Genomic DNA, 19,016 nt, shown 5'->3' on the forward strand with positions numbered 1-19,016 from the left:
CGGAATACCTTGGGACAGAAGAAGCCTGGAGAGCAGTTATGGGTAGGCGTGGCAGGATCCTGATCGGCATGGCAGCCGGCGCGCTTTGGTCTGTCGGGGTCGTGATCGGTCCGTCCTACGGTCCGCAGCCCTTCCTGCCCCTGAACATCGCGCTGATCTACGCCTTCCTGCCAGCCGGGCTTTTCCTGATGCTGCTCGTCGGCCGCCTTGCGCAGCGGCGCTTCTTCGACAACGCCATCATCGACGGTCAACCCTACGTCCCGGGCTCGGGTGCCGAGATCGACCAGCGGGTTCTGACGAACACGGTCGAACAATGCGTCCTCGCCCTGCTGCTCTGGCCGTTCGTGGCGTCATGGCTCGGCGGGGTGACGGTAGTCGTCATTGGGGTTGCGTTCGGCGTTGCTCGGCTGGCGTTCTGGATCGGCTATCACCTCTCGCCGCCGCTTCGGGCTTTCGGCTTCGCAGCGAGTTTCTATCCAACGGTTTTGGCCACGCTCTGGACGCTTTGGCGTCTGCTCACCTAGAGGATTGTCGCCAGCGACAGGACCAGAAGCGCCGCCATCGTCCAGTTGAACGCGCGAAGCCGTGCAGCGCTCGTCAGCAGGCGCCTCACCTCGCGCCCGAGTAGGGTCCAGAGGCTCACCGAGGGCAGGTTGACGACAGCGAAGACGGCGGACACAGCGAGAACCGCGAGCGCACTGTCGGGCGGGGCGTAGACGGTCATTGCCGTCAGAGCCATGAACCAGCCCTTCGGGTTGACCCACTGGAAAGCTGCCGCTTGCAGAAAACTCATCGGGCTACCCGAAGCCTCGGAGGCTTCGGGCGGCGCGGCGCGCAGGATCTTCCAGGCGAGAACGAGGAGATAGCCGCCACCCAGGACCTTCATAGCCAAATGCAGCACCGGGTACGCCTCGAAGACACGGAACAGGCCCAGGCCGATCAGCACCATCATCAGCATGTGACCAAGGCTGATCCCCAGCATATGCGGCACGCTGCGACGGAATCCGAAGTTTGCGCCCGACGCCATCAACATCAGGTTGTTCGGCCCCGGTGTGACCGAGGTGACGAGAGCAAAGCCAGCGAGGGCGAGGAGGATATCAGGTGTCATGCGAGCAATGCTACACCAACTTCATTAGGGTTTGATTGCGAAGATCTGCAGGAAGCGATATATTGGACAACGAATGGCCAAGATCGACCCCATCAATAGTCGGATATTGCAGGTTCTGTCCGCAGACGGTCGCCTGCCCAACACCGAGCTTGCGGAACGCGTCGGCCTTTCGCCTTCTGCCTGCCTCCGCCGCGTGCAGGAGCTTGAACGCAGCGGCGTGATCCGTGGCTATCGCGCGGTACTCGACGGAGCGGCGCTCGACCGCGGCTTCGTGGCCTATGTTGCGGTCGGGCTTTCCGAGCACACGAAAGCGGCGCAGCAGGCTTTCGAGAGAGCGGCTGCGCGGGCGCCGGAAGTCCGCGAATGCCACAACATCACGGGCACGGTCGAGTATCTGCTTCGGGTCGAGACGTCGGATCTCGCATCCTACAAGACGCTGCATTCGGACGTTCTGGGCACGCTTCCGCAGGTGAGGTCCCTGACCACCTACGTTGTCATGGACTCGCCGAAGGACGAGCGTGCCTGAGCGAAGTCACGCGCGGAAACATGTCGTAGAATGAATTTCTCTTGCGAGACCGGGGGTTCGCGCGTCATTGAGTTCGCCATGCGATTCCACCTGGCCCTTGACCACGTCGCGGTGGTCGCACGCACGCTCGACGAGGGCACCGCCTATGTCGAGGCGGTCCTGGGGGCGAAGCTGTCGACTGGCGGTAAACATCCCGACATGGGCACGCACAATCGCCTTCTGTCGCTTGGCGACCGCACGTATCTCGAGGTCATCGCAGTGGACCCCGAGGCCTCGAGGCCTTCGCATCGCCGCTGGTTCAACCTCGATTCCTTCTCGGCGGCGCCGCGGATGACCAACTGGATCTGCCGCACCGACCACCTCGACAATGCGCTGGCCGCCGCCCCGGCCGGAAGCGGGACGGTCGCGAAGATGTCGCGGGGCGACATTCACTGGTGGATGGGCGTCACCGAATTCGGCCGGCTGCCCTTCGATGATGCCATGCCGGCCTTGATCGAATGGCCCGAAGGCTTTCACCCTGCGAAACGCCTGCCGGACCACGGCTTCCGCCTGACGCGCCTCGACGTGTTCCACCCCGAGGCCGACAAGCTTCTTGCGGCGTTTCCCGCGCTTCATTCCGTCGACCGAGTGTCGCTTCGCGAAGGACCGGAAAAGCGTCTCATCGCGACCATCGCCACGCCCGAGGGCAACAGGATCCTCGCGTGATCATACGGCCTGCGCGGAAAGAGGATGCGACCGCCGTTCTGGCGATCCAGAACCCGATCATCCGCGACACCGCCGTGACATTCACGTCGCTCGAGAAGACCGAGGCGGAAATCGTCGCGGCCATTGCGGCAGCACCCTGCTTCCTTGTCGCCGAGGACGATGCCGGCCGCGTCGCGGGCTTCGTCTCCTACGACCAGTTTCGAAAGGGTCCTGGATACGCGCGTACCATGGAGCATTCGATCGTCCTTGCACCGGACGCGCGGGGCCAGGGAACCGGGCGCCTTCTGATCGAGGCCGCGCTCGACCGTGCGCGACGCACAGGCGTGGGCTCGATGTGGGCGGGCGTCTCGGGTGAGAACGCGGCGGGGCTGGCTTTCCATGCCCGCGCGGGCTTCGAGGAGGTCGCTAGGCTGCCCTCGGTCGGCTTCAAGTTCGGACGCTGGATGGACCTGATCCTGATGCGGAAATGGCTGGGTGACGCAGGGGACGCCAGCGACTAGGGTGCGCCGCATGTCGATCTGGACACGCATCACACAGGCCCTTGGAGCCCTGCGGTCGGGTGAGGGTCTGTCTGCGGTCTTCGATCGTCTGCGCACGCCGCCCGAACGCACCGTGGGCTTTACCATCGCCGTGATCGCGCTTGGGGCGAAGATGGCCAAGGCCGACGGCCGCGTGACCCGCAACGAAGTCGCTGCCTTCCGCGAGGTCTTCACGATCGCCGCCGCCGACGAAGCCGCCGCTGCCCGCGTGTTCAATCTAGCGCGGCAGGACGTGGCGGGGTTCGACGTCTATGCGACACGCGTCGCGGCGATGTTCAGTGATGCCGAAGGCCCGCTTGCCGATCTTCTCGAGGGTCTCTTCCACATCGCAGTCGCCGATGGCGACTATCACCCCGCGGAGGACGATTTCCTGTCCCGCGTCGCGCGCATCTTCGGCGTGTCGGACCGTGCGTTCCGAAGCATTCGCGCGCGCTTCGTGCCCGACTGCCAGCCCGACCCCTGGGAGGTTCTGGGCGTCGATCCCGGCACGCCGGTAGAGGACGTCCGCAAGGCCTGGCGCGCGCTGGTCCGCGAGGCCCATCCCGACCGGATGATCGCCCGCGGCGTTCCGCGAGAGGCTGTCAAGCTGGCCGAAGCGCGCCTCGTCGTCGTGAACCGCGCCTGGGAAGAGATCCGCGAAGGCCGGGCTTGATGCGCATCGCCACCTACAACGTCGAATGGTTCTCGAACCTCTTCGACGACCATGGGCGGCTTCTCGACGATCACGGCTGGTCCGGCCGTCACGACGTCCGCAGGCACCAGCAGATCGAGGCTCTGGGAATCGTCTTCACCGCGCTCGACGCCGATGCGATCATGGTGATCGAGGCACCCGACAGCCATCGCCGCAGGGATGGCGTGGCGGCGCTGGAGGCGTTTGCGCGAACGATGAACCTTCGGACCTCACGCGCAGTGATCGGTTTCGCCAACGAGACGCAGCAGGAAATCGCCCTTCTCTTCGACCCGCAAGTTATGACGGCGGTCCATGACCCTGTCGGCTCTCCCCGGTTCGACCAGGAATACGCCATCGACCTCGACGTCGATGCCGAGCCGGAAAGGGTGCGATGGTCCAAACCTCCGCTTGAGCTTCTTGTGACCGCTCGCGGCGGCACGTCTCTGAGGATGATCGGTGTCCACGCGAAGTCGAAGGCGCCGCACGGCGCGCGGCGGCCGGACCACGCCATGCGCATCGCCATCGACAACCGGCGCAAGCAGCTGGCCCAGTGCATCTGGCTGCGTGAGCGCGTCGAGGATCATCTCGATGCGGGCCAGTCCCTTGTAGTCCTTGGGGATTTCAACGACGGCCCGGGCCTCGACGAGTATGAAAAGCTGTTCGGCCGCTCGGGCGTCGAGATCGTGATGGGGCAGGAAGGGGAACCCCGGCTCTACGACGCTCATGCGGAGGCGTTGCTGCGGCGACCCGTGGGGGGTTTCCTCCCGGCTTCTGCGCGCTTCTGGATGGCGGACCGAAAGCGGTGGATGCAGACGCTTCTCGACTATGTCATGGTGTCCCCCGACCTGCGCGACAAGGCGCGAAACTGGCGAATTTGGCATCCCTTCGACGACCCTGTCTGCGACGAAGTGCCGGAATTGCGAAGCGCCCTTCTGACCGCGTCGGACCACTTTCCCGTGTCCATCGAACTGGACATCGCCTGACCGGCGGCAGCCGGCCCTCTCGGGTTTTCATCCGTTGTTAACCAAGGGTACGGCAGTTAGGGTCCGCCAAAGGCTGGTCAGATTCGATGGAGGCGTGACATGGCGGGTTCGGTGAACAAGGTCATCCTGGTGGGCAATCTGGGCCGCGACCCCGAGGTCCGTACCTTCCAGAACGGCGGCAAGGTCTGCAACCTGCGTATTGCCACCTCCGAGAACTGGAAGGACCGCAATTCCGGCGAAAGGCGCGAGAAGACCGAGTGGCACTCGGTCGCGATCTTCTCGGAGCCGCTGGCCCGCATCGCCGAGCAATATCTGAAGAAGGGCTCGAAGGTGTATATCGAGGGCCAACTCGAGACCCGGAAATGGCAGGACCAGTCCGGCCAGGACCGCTATTCCACCGAGGTCGTGCTTCGGCCCTACAGGGGCGAACTGACGCTTCTTGACGGTCGCGGCGACGGAGGCGGCGGTGGCGGCAGCTATGACGATGATCGGGGCAGCTATGGCGGCGGTGGCGGCAGCCAGGACGACCGCGGCGGCGACCAGGGCGGTCGCTCCCCTTCGACGCAGGATCTGGACGACGAAATCCCGTTCTGAGTTCCGCGCCAGACGTCCTGCGTCCCGCACAGGGTCTCTTTGAAATCGCACATTTCACTTGAGCGCAGAGTGTTTAGGTTGACCGCCGCACGGCTGACCAGGCCTCTTTTTTCAAGTTAGGACCCTCTACCATGACGACACTCGACCGATATGCCCCGCATATGCTGGGCCTCCTCCGCATCGTCGCGGCCCTTCTCTTCATTCAGCACGGCACTCAAAAGCTTCTCGGCTTTCCGGCCAGCGAGATGCCGCAGCCGGAATTGTTCTCGCTCTTTGGACTCGGCGGCATCCTTGAACTCGTGGGCGGGCTGCTTCTGATCCTCGGGCTTTTCACCCGTCCTGTGGCTTTCGTCCTGTCGGGCATGATGGCCGTCGCCTACTGGATGTTCCATGCGCCGAGCTCGGTCTATCCAGTGCAGAACGGCGGCGAACTCGCCATCATGTTCTGCTTCGTGTTCCTGTACATTGTCTTTGCGGGCCCGGGAGCCTTTGCGCTGGACAACGGCCGCGGCCGGAACGCCACCGCCTGATGTCTAATCTCGGAGCGTCTTCAGACGATCACTTCCGCCTTGGAGACGCTCCGCACAACATCGTTGGTGCGAGCGTAGGTACGCGTCACGGACTGAGCCCACCAGTAGGCATGGACGATTGTGCGGGCGAGGTTGAGATTGCCTGCGCTTTCGGCCGGACGGATCGAAGTGAAAGCGATGTCAGTCATCTTGTTGGTCCTTTCGTTGATATTTGAAAGGACACAAAGCCTCGAACGGACGTTAACTCAAATCGCAATGCCCGAAGATATCTTCGCCTGACGCTATCGTACGGCTTTCCGAAGCAGGTTCGCCAGCGCGTTGACGGCTGGAGGACGGGGATCGCGGTCTGTCAGAAGTAGGCCCACCGGAGTGGTGATATCCGGATCGGTCAGTCTCAGCCGAACGACATCTTCCGACGTCGACAGGCTGTCGGCCAGAACCTCGGGCACGATGGCAGTCGACACGCCGCGTTCGACCTGGGCGAGAAGCGTCGTCAGGTCGTTGGTTTCCAGAACGGGTTGCGGGGCGCGTCCGACGTGAGCTTCGAACACTTCGTCCAGAAACCGGCGGTTCCGCATGTCCCGCGTCAGCATCGACAGCGGCAGTTCGGCCGCTTCGGCCCAGGTGACGTCCCCGTCGGAGCCGGGGGCGAGTTCGGTCGGCGCCAACAGGACGTAGCGTTCTTCGTACAGCAGTTCTGCCGGAGCGAGCGCGGCCGGACGTGGCCCTTCGAGGTATCCGATGCCGGCGTCGAGCGAATAGTCTTCGAGCCCCTGATGGATCCGCGCAGTGGTCAACGAGAAGACCTGCATGGAAATGTCGGGATGAAGGGCACGCAGGCGCGCAGGCAACGGAGCCACGAACGCGAGCGCGGTCGGAATCACGCCGACCGACAGCCGACCCGAGATCTTGCCTCGGGCAAGTTCCAGCTCCTGCTTCAGCCCATCCGCATCGGACAGTATGCGCCGCGCCCATTTCAGGACGATCTCGCCTTCTTCGGTGAAGCCCTGGAAGCGGTTCCCGCGCCGCACGATCTGGACGTCGAGCTCAAGTTCCATGTTTCGGATGCGGGCCGAGAAGGCGGGCTGCGAAATCCCGCAATCGTCCGCGGCGCGCGCGAAGTGGCGGTGTCGTGCCAGAGCCGCGAGAAGCTGCATGTCGCGGATGTCGGGCATCAGCGAACGCTGAGAGCGTCGTTCAAAACGCCACGAAGGACGTCGGCCGGGACGTCGTCAGCCACGAAGGTCTGTCCGATCCTGCGGGAGAGGATGAAACGCAGGCGTCCGTCTATGACCTTCTTGTCCTGACCCATCAAGCCGATCAGCGTCTCGGTGTCGGGGAGCTCGCCCGGGATGTCGGACAGGTCCACCTTCATCCCCATCTCGCGGAGATGCTGGCGCACGCGGCTTGGCTCTTCTTGCGGACAAAGGCCAAGACGTGAAGACAGCTCGAACGCCAGCGCGCAACCGATTGCGACACCTTCGCCGTGAAGAAGCCGGTCGGAATAGCCGGTCGCCTTCTCGAGCGCGTGACAAAAGGTGTGGCCCAGGTTCAGAAGCGCACGGTCTCCCTGCTCGGTCTCGTCGCGGGCGACGATCTCGGCCTTCATCTCGACCGACCGCCGCACGGCCTGGGCGCGCAGATCGCGGTCGCCCGATGCCAGCGCGGGGCCGTTGGTCTCGAGCCAATCAAAGAACCCGGCGTCCCCCAGAAGCCCGTACTTCACGACCTCTCCGTAGCCGGCCAGGAAGTCTCGGCGGGGCAGGGTGTCGAGCGCATCGATATCGGCAAGGACCAGCGACGGCTGATGAAAGGCACCGACAAGGTTCTTGCCCTGCGGCGAATTTATGCCCGTCTTTCCGCCGACCGAACTGTCGACCTGCGCAAGAAGCGAGGTCGGCACTTGCACGAAGCGGATGCCGCGTCGCAGGATCGCCGCCGCAAACCCCCCGAGATCGCCGATCACCCCGCCGCCCAGCGCGACGAGAACATCGCGGCGCTCGATCTTCTCGGACAAGAGCCACTCCACCGTCCGCTGAAGATTGGCCCAGTTCTTCGTCGCCTCGCCAGGCGGAAGGGCAAGGGTCGTCGCTACGATCTGCCGCTCGGCCAGCCCGGCCTCCAGCACGGCGCCCTGCGCCTTGGCCACGGTTTCGTCGGTCAGAACGGCCACGCGCTTCCGGGCCAGAAGCGGAGCGATCTCGGCGCCAGCGCGCGCGATCAGGCCGCGCCCGACGCGGACGTCGTAAGCGCGCTCGCCCAAGGGAACCCGAATGGTCTCCGTCATGATAGCGGCTCCAGAACGTCGGGCCTTGCCTTCAGGGCGGCGAGGACGCGTTCGGTCATGTCTTCGATGGTGTAGCTCGCGTTGGCGTCGACGACCACATCGGCCATGGCATAGACCGGGTCGCGTTCGGCCTGGATCGCCGCCAGTGTCGCCTTGGGATCGGGCGTCCGCAGTAGGGGCCGCGTCGACTTGTGCTTCACCCGCTGCCACAGGAGGTCGAGTTCCGCCCTCAGCCAGACCGAGATTCCGCGCGTCGAGATCATCTCGCGGTTCTGCGCCCTGAGGAACGCGCCGCCGCCGGTCGACAGCACACTCGGCGGACCTTCAAGGAGACGGCCGATGACCTGCGTCTCGCGCTCGCGAAAAAAAGGCTCTCCGTCACGCGCGAAGATCTCGGCGATGCTCTGGTTTGCTGCGCGTTCGATTTCGACATCGCTGTCCAGAAACGGGACGTCCAGCCGCCGCGCGAGCGCCGTGCCGATGGCGGTCTTGCCCGCGCCCATCATTCCGACGAGGGCGATGGTTTTCTTGAGCCGCGATGGCAATTCGGCAGCGTCCTGAGCAACATTCCGGGTCCGCCGCACTGAATGGCGTGATCTTCCGGAAAAGACCAGTTATAAATCGGGAAAGAACCGCGTTCACGCGGCAGAGACCCCATGTGTTCGGGGCAGAGGCAGAAGGTTTTGTGGGAATGCTGCGACTGCTGAAGATACTCTTTACTCTGGCCGTGCTCGTCGGCACGGCAGTGCTGGGCTACGCCTATCTCGGCGATCTCTCGCCTCAGCAGACGGACGTGAGCCAGCCGGTTGTTCTGGATGGCAACTGACGGGCGGAACGTGGGCCGTGGTGCCGTCCTTGCGGTCGCGGCGCTTCTGGCCGGGACGGTGGTGCAGGCCGCCGAGGACGCACCCTTGTCGGCTATCGACTGGCTGTCCGATTCCATTGACCTGCCCGAGACAGTCGCCGCTCCAGCGGAAGAAGCGCCTGCAAGCCTGCCTCCCGCCATCGCCGTCGCACCGATCGAGGCGGCTGGACCCGACCGGGCGGGCCTTGTCGATGCGCGGACCTTGGGCCTCGCGCCCGACATCTGGGGCCGCTCCTCGGCTGCCGATCTCGCCCGCGCCATTTCGGCCTTGCCCGACGGCGCGTCTGGTCCTCCGTCGCTGCGCCGTTTCCTGCACGATCTCATGGTCGTCCGTCTGGACCCGCCGGTGGATGCGATGGTCGACGACAGCCTCTATCTCGCGCGGATCGACCGTCTTCTTGGCGTGGGACATCTCGACGCCGCCGACGCGCTGATCCGCGAAGCCGGGGCGCCCGAACCAAAACGCTTCCGACGTGCCTTCGATATCGCCCTTCTGAAGGGGACCGAAACAAACGCCTGCCTCGACATCGACGAGACGCCCGACATTTCGCCGACCTACATGGCGCGTATCTTCTGCCTCGCCCGTCTCGGTAAGTGGGACGTGGCGGCCCTGACGCTCGGCAATGCCCAGGCGCTTGGAATACTCAGCGACGACGAGGATGCGTTGATGCGTCATTTCCTCGACCCCGAGCTTTTCGAAGGCGAGCCGATCCCGCCGGCGCCCACGCTTCCCACGCCTCTGCAGTTCCGCATCTACGAAGCCGTGGGCGAGCGTATCCCGACCGACAGGCTCCCCGTCGCCTTCACCGCCGCCGATCTGACCGACACCGTGGGCTGGCAGGCCCGTGTCCGCGCGGCGGAACGCTTGGCTGCGGTCGATGCCATGTCCGTGGCAACACTTCTGGGCGTCTTCTCCGAGCGGAAGGCGGCTGCATCTGGCGGTGTCTGGGACCGCGTGGCAAAGCTGCACGCGGCTGACGAGGCTATCAGGTCGCAGGACGTCGACGCCGTCACTGAAACATTGCCCGACGCCTTCGAAGCCGCGGCCGAAGGTGGCTATGCGCCAGGCTTCGCCGCCTGGGCCGCGCCGCGGCTTTCCTCGCTCGATCTGAAGGGTCCGGCTGCGCACGTTGCATTCGAGATAGCCCTTCTCGCCGCAAGCCCCGACATCGCAGCGCGCTTTGCCACACAGTCGCGCGAAGACAAGTTTCTCCTGGATCTCGCCACCGGACAGGGGGGGACGCCGCCCGGCTTCGCGCCCCTCGACCGTGCCGCACTGCGCGGTCTGTCGGCTCTTGGCCCCGGCGAGGCTTACAAGGCTCTGGTCGAGGACAGCCGCGCGGGCGAGGCGCTTTTGCGCGCCGTCTCCCAGCTCATGGACGGCGCGGCCGGCAATCCCGACCTGACGGCGCAATCGCTCGCGCTTCTGCGGCATCTGGGGCTAGAGGCACTGGCAAGACAGGTGGCGGTGGAACTCGTCCTGATGGAAGGAGCCGCATGAGCGTCGAACACCGCATCTCGGCCTTTCTCGACGCGCAGGCGGCCGAGCTGGACGCAGCCGTCAACACCCGGCTGGCCTATGCGCGCGACCTCAAGGACTTCGCCGCCTGGATGAAGGGGCGCGGCACAGGCGCGCTCGAGGCAAGCCAGGACCAGATCGAGACCTACCTCATCCACCTCGAGGCTCAAGGGTTGTCGCGGGCGACGCGCGCGCGCCGCCTGTCCGCAGTCCGGCAGTTTTTCCGCTTCGCTTTCGAGGAAGGCTGGCGCACGGACAATCCCGCGATCCGCATCAAGGGTCCGGCGAAGGAGAAGCGGCTGCCGAAGATCCTCACCGAGGCCGAGGTCGACTGCCTTCTGGAGGCGGCCCGCACCACGGGCCGCGTGCCGGACCGCACGCGAAACACCTGCCTCGTCGAAGTCCTGTACGCCACGGGTATGCGCGTGAGTGAACTCGTCTCGCTTCCCGTTTCAGCTGCGCGCGGCGACCCGCGCGTTCTGCTCGTCCGCGGGAAGGGCGGGAAGGAGCGGATGGTTCCTCTTTCGCCGCCCGCGCGGAAGGCGCTGGCCGCGTGGCTGACATATCGCGACGAAATCGCTGAGGCCGCCCGGACTGAAAAGGGGACGCCCGGCTCGCGCTTCCTTTTTCCGTCGCGTGGCAAGGAAGGGCACCTGACGCGGCACCGCTTCTACCTGCTCATCAAGGAGCTTGCCGTCGCGGGCGGAGTGATGGCCTCCAAGGTCACACCCCATACCCTCCGCCATGCGTTCGCGACGCATCTTCTTGCCCGAGGTGCCGACCTCCGCGCGATCCAGACGCTTCTGGGCCATGCAGACGTCTCGACGACCGAGATCTACACGCATGTGCTGGAGGACAGGCTTAAAGACCTCGTCCTCGACCATCATCCTTTGGCAGCCGACGGCTGACGGCGAATTTCCTCCGGGAGGACGTCTTCCGAGGGCCAGATGCCGTTGGCTAGCGTCAATTCATAGCCTTGGGTCAGTCCCTTTCGTTCCATCGCCGCCAGCGCGCCAGTGTGATCGTAGGACAGCCGCTGGACCACCACCTCTCCGGCATCGAGAACGGCGTACCGCGTCTCGGGGCGTCCGTCGTGGGGCGGCAGGCCAATGACGCCCGCGTTGATCCAATGACGCCCCGCGACCCGCCGCTGAAACGCGATACCGCAATGTCCCGCGACAATCCCGTCTACAGGCCCCACCACGGCTTCGACCGCCTGTATCTCTTCTGCGAAGTGTCCTTCCGGCGATGACGGCCAGATGAAGCGCGAGATTTCCGTAGCGCCCCCGTGGATCACGGCATACCGTCGCCCGTCCTGTTCGAAGACGCCCATGTCAGGGAGGTCGGCCATCCATGCGCGTGCCGTCTCGTCGCAAGCCTCGAGTGCCGCAGGATACCAGCCGCGCGAAAGAAGGTCGCAGGCGCTGCCGGTTTCGAAACCGCAGCCGCAATCCTCCGCTCCCCGTGCGACCTGGCGTTCGCAATTGCCGGCCACGACCGGTAGTCCCGCCTCGCGCACCAAGGCGACGGTGGCGGCAGCGTCCGCCCCGTAGGCCACGACATCGCCGGTGCAAATTGCGGCAAGGCCGCGTGTCTCGGCTAGAAAAGCTTCGGTCGCCTGGAGGTTGGAATAAGGTCCGCCAAAGAGCGCCACCGGCCCGGAGATGCGCCCGAAGTCTGCGATGCGCATGGCCTGCTCTCCCTTGAACGCGCGTGGTCCAAGCCTCATAAGAACTGAAATTCCAAGGAACGCAAAGCCAGATGGACAGCGTAGCGACGCCCCTCGACGCCACCTACTGGATCGTCTCCGGAGCGATCCTGCTTCTTCTCGTCATGTCGGCCTTCTTCTCGGGGTCTGAGACGGCCCTGACCGCTGCCTCTCGCGGTAAGTTGAAGTCCCGCGCCGAAAAAGGAGACCGCGGTGCCGAGCGCGCGCTCGTTGTCACCGAGGACAGCGAACGGCTGATCGGGTCGGTTCTCCTGGGGAACAACCTCGTCAACATCTCGGCGACGTCACTTGCCACTTCGCTTTTCACCCGCGCTTTCGGGGACAGCGGCGTGGCCCTGGCGACGCTCGTGATGACGCTTCTGGTCCTGATCTTCGCCGAGGTCCTCCCTAAGACTTACGCCATCTCGAACGCCGAGACGGCGGCGGCACGGGTCGCGCGTCCCATTCAGGCGGTGATCTTCCTGCTCGCTCCCGTCGTCGGAGCCGTACGGGCCATCGTGCGCGGCCTTCTCTACGTCGTCGGTGTCCGCGTCGATCCCGACAGCCGGATCCTGTCGGTCCACGAAGAGATTGCGGGCGCTCTGCAACTCGGCCATTCCGAAGGCGTCCTCGAGAAAGAGCACCGGGACCGCATTCTGGGCGCCCTCGACCTTGGAGAGCGGACAGTGGAGGAAATCATGCTCCATCGCTCGAAGATCGCCATGATCGATGCCGATCTGCCCCCGCGCGAGATCCTGGAAATCTGTCTCAACTCCTCGCACACGCGGTTGCCGATCTTTCGCAACGAGCAGGAGAACATCATCGGGGTCCTCCACGCCAAGGACCTGCTGCGCGCCATTTACGCCCGCTACGCCGCGGTCCAGCCAAACAACGAACCCTTCGAGGGCTTCGACGTCATGGACGTGGCGATGGAGCCCTACTTCGTCCCCGAGACGGCGACGCTCGATGACCAGATGCGCCAGTTCCTGCGGCGCGCCACGCATTTCGCGCTGGTGGTCGATGAATACGGTACGCTTCAGGGACTTCTGACGCTGGAGGATATCCTCGAGGAGATCGTGGGCGAGATCACCGACGAATTTGACATCGACGAAGACCACCCGATCCGCCGGACCGAAGCCGGAGACGTTCTCGTCGACGGCGCCATGACCATACGGGACATCAACCGCGCGATGGACTGGCAACTGCCGGACGACGAGGCGAACACCATCGCCGGCCTCGTCATCCACGAGGCGCAGACGATCCCGGTCAAGGGTCAGGTCTTCTCGTTCCACGGTTTCCGTTTCGAGATTCTCGACCGGCGGGAAAACCGCATCACTCGGCTGAAGATCCGAAAACTCTAGGTCAATGCAGACGCCGCGCGTCGGCTTTCTGGCGGCCCGCGGCTCGCCACAGCCGTTTGCGGACGCCATCTGGCTCATGGCAAGCGTACCTGCCGCCCGAGAACGCTGCCCAATCGAGCGCCAGTCCCTGCTTCACCAGCTCCTCGGCCAGATCGCGACCGTCTGGTAGCGTGCAGACGGCAACCACGCGATCGTGGGACAACTCGCCCGAAACCTTGGCTGTCACGATCTGGCCCTTGCAGAGAGCCACCATCGCCCACTTGGCTTTCAATCCCCACGGATGATCCAGTTCCGGCGCGTCGATCCCCGCCAGCCGGATATGGACACTGTCGATGACGATCGTGTCGCCGTCGATGACCCAGCACTTGCCTTTGAAAAGGTGTGGGCCATTCCGTCGCGCATGCGCCGCCACCGCATGCGCTCGCGTCGCACGCTCTTCGCGGCGCGGGTATGGCGATGCAGCGGAGAGCTTGAACTCCGGTCGGGGAACGGTGACCGCCCGAGACGTCGGAGTGGAGCGTGGCCTTGTCGGCATATTCCGAACAACGTCGCGCACGACGATGTCGGGTGGACCACGACGCGAAGGCGCTCGCGTCAGCGGACGGAACAGGAAGGCCAGAAAACCCATGTCGCACCGATACTTGCCGCCCCATCGACAAGGTTAACGCGATTCTCGGCTGGTTCGGGCTGAACACACTGTTTCAGCACTTGGACACAACAGGCTGTCGCAGTCCCGCACCAGACCGCAAGCGGCCTACCGTTCTGTCAGCTTCAGTTCGATCCTGCGGTTGGCCGCGCGCGCCTCGGGCGTATCGGAGGGATCGACGGGGCGGTATTCACCGAACCCCGTTGCGGCAAGGCGTTCGGGCGGGAAGCCAAGCGCGTCGGTCATGTATTTCACCACCGACAGTGCGCGAGCCTGGCTCAATTCCCAGTTGTCGGTGAAGGCGCCGCCCCCGGACAAGGGAACGTTATCGGTGTGACCATCGACGCGGATGATCCAGTCGATGCCTTCCGGGATGTCATCCGCGACATCGGCGAGGAGTCCCGCGACCTGGGCGATCGACGAGCGCCCTGCGGGGGACAGCGTGGCCGAAGCGCTTTCGAACAACACCTCGGACGAGAAGACAAAGCGATCGCCCACGATCTGCACGCCTTCGCGGTCGTCCAGAAGGCGTCGCAGGGTGCCGAAGAATTCCGAGCGGTAGTCGGCAAGGTCAGCGACCTCACTGGTGAGCCGCTCGGCTTCGAGGCGCAATCTTTCGGCTTCGGCAGCCTCGAGTTCGGCGCGTTTCTTCTCCTCGGCGGCGGCGCGAGCCAGCGCCTGGTTGAGCTGCGTGCCGAGATTTTCGATCCGGATCTTCGACGTGCTATCCCGCTCGGCGGCGCTGTCGAGAAGGCCCTGCAGGCCATCGAGTTCGGCACGCAGCGTGGCGACCTGCTGGTTCAGCGCCTCGACCTCACGCTGCGCGTCCGCCGAGACGGCCTCTTCCTCGGCAAGTTGCTTGCGGGCGGTGGACAGAAGCGTTGCCTGACGCTCCGCCTCGGTCATCTGCTCGATGCCGGCGTTCTCGGCGGCGATCTTCGCGGCAAGAGCAGCGGCCAGACGCTCTCTCAGGGTCGACGCATCGACGTTCGCCGCCTTCAGGCCTTCGACCTCAGCCCGAAGCGCATCGCGTTCGGTCATCAGCGCGGCCAGTTGCATGTCGCGCTCGCCGGACGCGGCGTCCATTTGGGCAACGCGAGCTTCGGATTCCGACAGCCTCGTCCGAAGCGTTTCGATTTCGGCGGCAGCAGTGTCGTTCTGGGTCTGAAGCAGCGTCAGCCTGTCCTCGAGGTCGGTCGCCGCAAGTTCCGTCTCGCTCAGACCGGCCTCGGCCGCCTCCATTCGGATCAGGGCGTCGGCGAGTTTGGCGTCGAGTTCTTCCTCGACGGAGTTGGCGGCGGCCAGAAGCGTCAGTGTCTCTTCGGCCTTCTTCCGCTGTTCCTCCAGAGCGAGTGACATCGCCGTCAACTCGGCATCGGCCGACTTCAACCTCTCGCGCAGGGCCTCTGCCGCCGCGGCTTCGGCCAGCCTCGCCTTTTCCTCGTCGGTGAGCGCCGCCTGGGCCTCGGCCAGTCTCACCCTGAGCGTCTCTGCCGCAGCCGCCTCGGCAAGCCGCGCGGCTTCGGTCGCGTCGAGTTCTGCCTGGACGCGCTCGGCGTCTTCGACAGCCGTGGTCAATTCCGCCTCGCGCGTCTCGGCTGCCGTCAGGGCCGCCAGAGCCGAGGCCAGCGACGTCTCCCGCTCCTGAGCCTCGGCTTGCAGATCGGCGGTCAAGGCCTCCAGCGCCTCGCGGCGGGCGGCCGCAAGCCGGGCCTCCTCGGCCTGGGCGTCGATCTCGTCGCGGGCCTGCGCGAGGGCAAGCTGCATCGCTTCCTGTTCGCTGATCAGCCTCGCACGCGCGGCTTCCAGATCCTCGACCGTCGCCGTCAGGCGCTCGCCCTCGGCGCGCGCGTCGTCGCGCTGTGCAAGAAGGGTCGCCACCTGGTCCTCGAAACTTGCTATGGCGGCGTCTCGCTCGGCCAGTGTGCGGGACTGGGCGTCGACTTGCCCCGTCAGGTTGGCGATCAGCGCTGTCTGACGGTCGCTTTCCGACTGGAGACTCGCGATGTCGTCCTCCAGCCGAGCCGTCTGCTGTTGCGACAGACCAAGCGCCTGGCTCAGTGCCGTGACCTCGGAGGCCAGCTTGTCCAATTCGCTTTCCTGCCCGGTGATCGTCTCGCGCAGCACACCCTGCACGATCATGAAGATCGTGAGCACGAACATCAGCACGAGAAGAAGCGCCGTCATGGCATCGACGAACCCCGGCCAGATCGTGGCCGACATCTGCCTTCCGCCCGAGCGTCGCGACAAGGCCATGCGTCAGACCCCGCCGCTTTCGGTCCGCCGTCCGCTGAGGCGGACCGCCTTCGTCAGCTGCGCAAGATCCGCCCGAAGCTCGCCAATGCTTTCCTGGCGGCCGGCAGAGATCTCTTCGAGGATGCGCAGCATCTGAACGTCCATCGATCTCAACCTCATGCGGCTTTCCGGGTCGAAGGCGCCGGCACCGCCCGTGCCTTCGGTGGCGAAGCCTTCCAACGCCATAGCGAGGCGCTCCTGGCTTTCCACAAGGCGCGAGGTGTCATTGCTGGCCGCAAGCTGCGTCGACAGGGATTCGACGGCAGCAGCCAGATCGCCGATCCGGGACTCGGCCGTCTCGCGGCGGTCTGCGGCATCCGAATAGAAGGATTGCATCGCATCCAGCCGCTCGGCCATCAGTTCGGCCAATTGCGCGAGGGCGCCGTGATCCGCACCGCCGCCCTCCTCGCCCGCGAAGGCCAGTCGGGTGATCCCCGACAGCCATTCCTCCAACTCGCGGTAAAACCTGTTTTGACCGTGGCTTGCGAAAAGTTCGAGGAGACCCACCACCAGCGATCCTGCCAGTCCCAGAAGCGACGAGGCAAAGGCCACGCCCATTCCGCCAAGCTGGCTTTCGAGTCCGCCCATGAGCCGCTCGAAAACCGACACTCCCGTGTCGCCCTCTTGCGGAGCGAGCGACCGGATGGTGTCGACGACCGCGGGCACAGTGGTAGCGAGCCCGTAGAAGGTGCCGAGAAGGCCAAGAAAAATCAGCAGGTTGCCGAGGTAACGAGTGATGTCGCGCGCCTCGTCGATCCGCGTTGCCACGGAGTCGAGGATGGAGCGCGCCGAGGTCGACCCGATCTGCGTCCGCGCGCCGCGCTTGCGCAGAAGGGCGGCGAGGGGAGCGAGGATGCGAGGGGCCTTGGTGAACTGGTGTCCCGGCCTGTCATGCGCGAAGCCTTCAATCCACGACACCGACGAGACGAGCTGGAAGACCTGAAGGAAACAGGCCACCACGCCGACGACGAAAACGAGGGCGATGAATCCGTTCAGCCAGGGGCTCGCCAGAAAGACCGGCGCCACCTTCGGGTAGGCGATGTAGGCGCCGAAGCCGACCAGAACGAGCACGACGAACATCGTGACGATCTGGCGGTACGGCTGGGTAAACTGTCGCTCGTCCTCGCGATCCGGTTGGTCCATCTGGCCCCGGTCCTCGTGCTGGTTTTCAGCGAGAATAGGCAATCGGGAGACGGGTGCCAACCGCATAAAAAACGGGGTTCGCGACCGGATGAAGGGTGGTCTACTCGTTGATTTCGGTGACCAGGATCTCCTGATCGACCAGTTCGATCGGAGCGAAGGAAGTCAGGAAGCTCACCTCTGCCGCGTCGAGCCCGACGCCGATCTTCGCCATGCGGTCCGCCCGGTCCATTCCTGTGGCATCGACGAGGTGCCAGGCGCCGTCGAGAAAGACCTCGGCGACGGCGTGGAAATCCGGCGGCTCGACCGAGGGCGCGAACACGCTGGCTACGCGAGCCGGGATGGATGCTGCGCGGCACATGGCGACGAGAACGTGCGCGTAGTCGCGGCAGACGCCCTGTCGTGCGAGGAAGGTGTCCGTCGCCGTGGTGCCGGCATCCGACACGCCAGGAACGTATTCGAAGTGCTCTTCGATCCAGTCGCGCATCTGTGCGACCTGTGTGCCGCCATCGCTGCCGCCGAAGGTTTCCTCGACCACCGGGCGGAAACGGTCGGGCCGGCAATACCGGGACGGCAACAGATAGCGCGTTGGTTCGGGGCCCAGAAGATGCGGCGGAGTCATCGGCAGGGACGACAGGTCGGCCGCCGTCCGGGTGACCTCGATTTCCGCCTCATAGGTCGCACGGAAGTTGCCCGCCACCTTCAGCCAGATGCGCTCGCCCACGCCTGCCTCGGCAGGGATACGCGCGAAGTGATCGGGCGTGCCGAGGTCGATATGGGCCGACCGGATGGTCTGATCCGGCAGCGCTGCCGCCTCGATCTGCAACAGAAGGTCGGTCGGCGCAGGCAAGTTGTAGTCCAGGCGGACCTTGATTTTCTGAAGCACGGGGAGAAGCCTTTCAGGCCGGGGGAGTGATGAGAACCTTCACCAACGCCCTCCACCTTGACGGGTTCCGACCGTTCGTCAAATCGATTTCATTTGGCGGACGCGGTCCGCCAGCCAAGTCATGTCGGTATCTTCGACGCCGATCTCGCTCAGGTGGGCGGCGGTATTCCATAGGTACTCGGTGTTTGGTCCTCGTCCGCCGATCGCGGCTGCGATGATGCGCGCCTGTTCCTCCAGAGCAAGTCCCGCGACATATTGCTCGTGCAGCGTGTCGACGACGTAAGCCAGTCCGGTGACGAGTTCCCCGCCGCCCATGTCCAGGGGAACAAGCCGCTCGACATAAGCCGACGAGATAAGTTCGCGGTCGCGTAGGTATGCGACCGTCTCGTCCTCCCGGCCGTCTTCCACGCGCAGGGCGAGACCGCGACAGGATGCGCCCTCCATCTTGTCCAGAGCAAGGACCAGGCCAGGCTGCTCGGGCGTTCCCCTGTGATGGATCGACGACATGCAGAAAGATCGGTGATATCCGTCAAGCGTCGCCATTCGCCGTTCCGCCACCGGGAACCCGGCGTTCCACAGGAGCGAGGCGTATCCGAAGACCCAAAGCGGTCGGAGGTGCAGGACTTTCTCTTCCGTCATGGTCGCCTTAAAACA

General features: G+C 64.9%; 23 protein-coding genes. 12 read left to right on the forward strand and 11 right to left on the reverse strand.

Translation table 11 applies throughout. The annotated features are described in order from the left end of the window. Positions 1-38 precede the first annotated feature (38 nt). Positions 39-524: an MAPEG family protein gene (locus C8D95_RS01940; protein WP_109757451.1), complete on the forward strand. Its 486-nt coding sequence runs from the start codon at positions 39-41 to the stop codon at positions 522-524. Here C8D95_RS01940 and C8D95_RS01945 read toward each other — a convergent pair. Continuing rightward, positions 521-1,108 carry a LysE family translocator gene (locus C8D95_RS01945; protein WP_109757452.1) on the reverse strand — a complete coding sequence of 196 codons (588 nt, stop codon included), beginning with the start codon at positions 1,106-1,108 and terminating at the stop codon, positions 521-523. The genes C8D95_RS01940 and C8D95_RS01945 overlap by 4 nt on opposite strands. A gap of 73 nt (positions 1,109-1,181) precedes the next feature. Here C8D95_RS01945 and C8D95_RS01950 point away from each other — a divergent pair, with 73 nt between their 5' ends. From C8D95_RS01950 to C8D95_RS01980, 7 genes are all read left to right on the forward strand, one after another. Next, the gene (locus tag C8D95_RS01950) at positions 1,182-1,634 is read left to right on the forward strand and encodes an Lrp/AsnC family transcriptional regulator (protein ID WP_109757453.1); all 453 of its coding nucleotides are present in this window, start codon (positions 1,182-1,184) and stop codon (positions 1,632-1,634) included. 78 nt (positions 1,635-1,712) lie between these two features. Next, positions 1,713-2,339 carry a VOC family protein gene (locus C8D95_RS01955; RefSeq protein ID WP_109757938.1) on the forward strand — a complete coding sequence of 209 codons (627 nt, stop codon included), beginning with the start codon at positions 1,713-1,715 and terminating at the stop codon, positions 2,337-2,339. After that, a complete protein-coding gene (locus tag C8D95_RS01960) occupies positions 2,339-2,839 on the forward strand; it encodes a GNAT family N-acetyltransferase (RefSeq protein WP_109757937.1) in 501 nt (166 codons plus the stop codon). Before C8D95_RS01955 ends, C8D95_RS01960 begins: the two co-directional genes overlap by 1 nt. A gap of 10 nt (positions 2,840-2,849) precedes the next feature. Next, positions 2,850-3,530, forward strand: a complete 681-nt coding sequence (locus tag C8D95_RS01965; RefSeq protein WP_109757454.1) for a molecular chaperone DjiA — start codon at positions 2,850-2,852, stop codon at positions 3,528-3,530. Beyond that, positions 3,530-4,531, forward strand: coding sequence for an endonuclease/exonuclease/phosphatase family protein (locus C8D95_RS01970; RefSeq protein WP_109757455.1), 1,002 nt, complete (start codon positions 3,530-3,532; stop codon positions 4,529-4,531). Before C8D95_RS01965 ends, C8D95_RS01970 begins: the two co-directional genes overlap by 1 nt. Before the next feature lie 99 nt (positions 4,532-4,630). Beyond that, positions 4,631-5,125, forward strand: coding sequence for a single-stranded DNA-binding protein (ssb, locus tag C8D95_RS01975; protein WP_109757456.1), 495 nt, complete (start codon positions 4,631-4,633; stop codon positions 5,123-5,125). 131 nt (positions 5,126-5,256) lie between these two features. Further along, positions 5,257-5,655, forward strand: a complete 399-nt coding sequence (locus C8D95_RS01980; RefSeq protein ID WP_109757457.1) for a DoxX family protein — start codon at positions 5,257-5,259, stop codon at positions 5,653-5,655. 20 nt (positions 5,656-5,675) lie between these two features. On the opposite strand, the gene C8D95_RS21890 is transcribed toward C8D95_RS01980, so the two are convergent. The 4 genes from C8D95_RS21890 to C8D95_RS01995 form a co-directional block, all read right to left on the reverse strand. Next, entirely contained in the window at positions 5,676-5,843 is a 168-nt protein-coding gene (locus tag C8D95_RS21890) for a hypothetical protein (RefSeq protein WP_164721561.1), read from the reverse strand. A gap of 93 nt (positions 5,844-5,936) precedes the next feature. Continuing rightward, on the reverse strand, positions 5,937-6,830 hold the full coding sequence (locus C8D95_RS01985) for a LysR family transcriptional regulator (protein WP_109757458.1): 894 nt from the start codon (positions 6,828-6,830) through the stop codon (positions 5,937-5,939). After that, positions 6,830-7,945 carry a 3-dehydroquinate synthase gene (aroB, locus tag C8D95_RS01990; protein ID WP_109757939.1) on the reverse strand — a complete coding sequence of 372 codons (1,116 nt, stop codon included), beginning with the start codon at positions 7,943-7,945 and terminating at the stop codon, positions 6,830-6,832. Before aroB ends, C8D95_RS01985 begins: the two co-directional genes overlap by 1 nt. Further along, positions 7,939-8,526 carry a shikimate kinase gene (locus C8D95_RS01995; protein WP_109757459.1) on the reverse strand — a complete coding sequence of 196 codons (588 nt, stop codon included), beginning with the start codon at positions 8,524-8,526 and terminating at the stop codon, positions 7,939-7,941. The genes aroB and C8D95_RS01995 overlap by 7 nt, the downstream gene beginning before the upstream one ends. A gap of 107 nt (positions 8,527-8,633) precedes the next feature. On the opposite strand from C8D95_RS01995, the gene C8D95_RS22705 reads away from it, so the two are divergent. Genes C8D95_RS22705 through C8D95_RS02005 form a run of 3 tightly spaced genes read left to right on the forward strand, consistent with a single transcriptional unit; the run spans position 8,634 to position 11,234 of the window. Then, the gene (locus tag C8D95_RS22705) at positions 8,634-8,768 is read left to right on the forward strand and encodes a hypothetical protein (protein WP_277601033.1); all 135 of its coding nucleotides are present in this window, start codon (positions 8,634-8,636) and stop codon (positions 8,766-8,768) included. Beyond that, complete coding sequence (locus tag C8D95_RS02000) at positions 8,758-10,308, forward strand: hypothetical protein (RefSeq protein WP_109757460.1); 1,551 nt, start codon at positions 8,758-8,760, stop codon at positions 10,306-10,308. Before C8D95_RS22705 ends, C8D95_RS02000 begins: the two co-directional genes overlap by 11 nt. Next, positions 10,305-11,234 (forward strand): site-specific tyrosine recombinase XerD, encoded by a 930-nt coding sequence (locus C8D95_RS02005; RefSeq protein WP_109757461.1) that lies wholly within the window; start codon positions 10,305-10,307, stop codon positions 11,232-11,234. The genes C8D95_RS02000 and C8D95_RS02005 overlap by 4 nt, the downstream gene beginning before the upstream one ends. On the opposite strand, the gene C8D95_RS02010 is transcribed toward C8D95_RS02005, so the two are convergent. Beyond that, positions 11,210-12,016, reverse strand: coding sequence for a metallophosphoesterase family protein (locus C8D95_RS02010; RefSeq protein WP_109757462.1), 807 nt, complete (start codon positions 12,014-12,016; stop codon positions 11,210-11,212). The two genes, C8D95_RS02005 and C8D95_RS02010, sit on opposite strands and share 25 nt — an antisense overlap. 71 nt (positions 12,017-12,087) lie before the next feature. Between C8D95_RS02010 and C8D95_RS02015 the strand changes: the two genes are divergently transcribed. Beyond that, positions 12,088-13,395, forward strand: a complete 1,308-nt coding sequence (locus C8D95_RS02015) for an HlyC/CorC family transporter (protein ID WP_109757463.1) — start codon at positions 12,088-12,090, stop codon at positions 13,393-13,395. A 1-nt stretch (position 13,396) separates the two neighbouring features. Here C8D95_RS02015 and C8D95_RS02020 read toward each other — a convergent pair whose 3' ends face one another. The 5 genes from C8D95_RS02020 to C8D95_RS02040 all read right to left on the reverse strand — a co-directional run bounded on the left by C8D95_RS02020 (position 13,397) and on the right by C8D95_RS02040 (position 19,001). Further along, positions 13,397-14,023, reverse strand: a complete 627-nt coding sequence (locus C8D95_RS02020; protein ID WP_241239786.1) for a thermonuclease family protein — start codon at positions 14,021-14,023, stop codon at positions 13,397-13,399. 126 nt (positions 14,024-14,149) lie between these two features. After that, positions 14,150-16,297 (reverse strand): peptidoglycan -binding protein, encoded by a 2,148-nt coding sequence (locus C8D95_RS02025; RefSeq protein WP_109757464.1) that lies wholly within the window; start codon positions 16,295-16,297, stop codon positions 14,150-14,152. A gap of 3 nt (positions 16,298-16,300) precedes the next feature. After that, positions 16,301-17,479, reverse strand: coding sequence for a biopolymer transporter ExbB (locus C8D95_RS02030; protein WP_109757465.1), 1,179 nt, complete (start codon positions 17,477-17,479; stop codon positions 16,301-16,303). Positions 17,480-17,579: 100 nt separating this feature from the next. Beyond that, a complete protein-coding gene (locus C8D95_RS02035) occupies positions 17,580-18,362 on the reverse strand; it encodes a transglutaminase-like domain-containing protein (protein WP_109757466.1) in 783 nt (260 codons plus the stop codon). A 78-nt stretch (positions 18,363-18,440) separates the two neighbouring features. Then, complete coding sequence (locus C8D95_RS02040; RefSeq protein WP_109757467.1) at positions 18,441-19,001, reverse strand: gamma-glutamylcyclotransferase; 561 nt, start codon at positions 18,999-19,001, stop codon at positions 18,441-18,443. Between the last annotated feature and the right edge of the window lie 15 nt (positions 19,002-19,016).

Origin of the sequence: Silicimonas algicola, from assembly GCF_003148765.1 — a bacterium.
GTDB classification, from domain to species: Bacteria; Pseudomonadota; Alphaproteobacteria; order Rhodobacterales; family Rhodobacteraceae; genus Silicimonas; species Silicimonas algicola.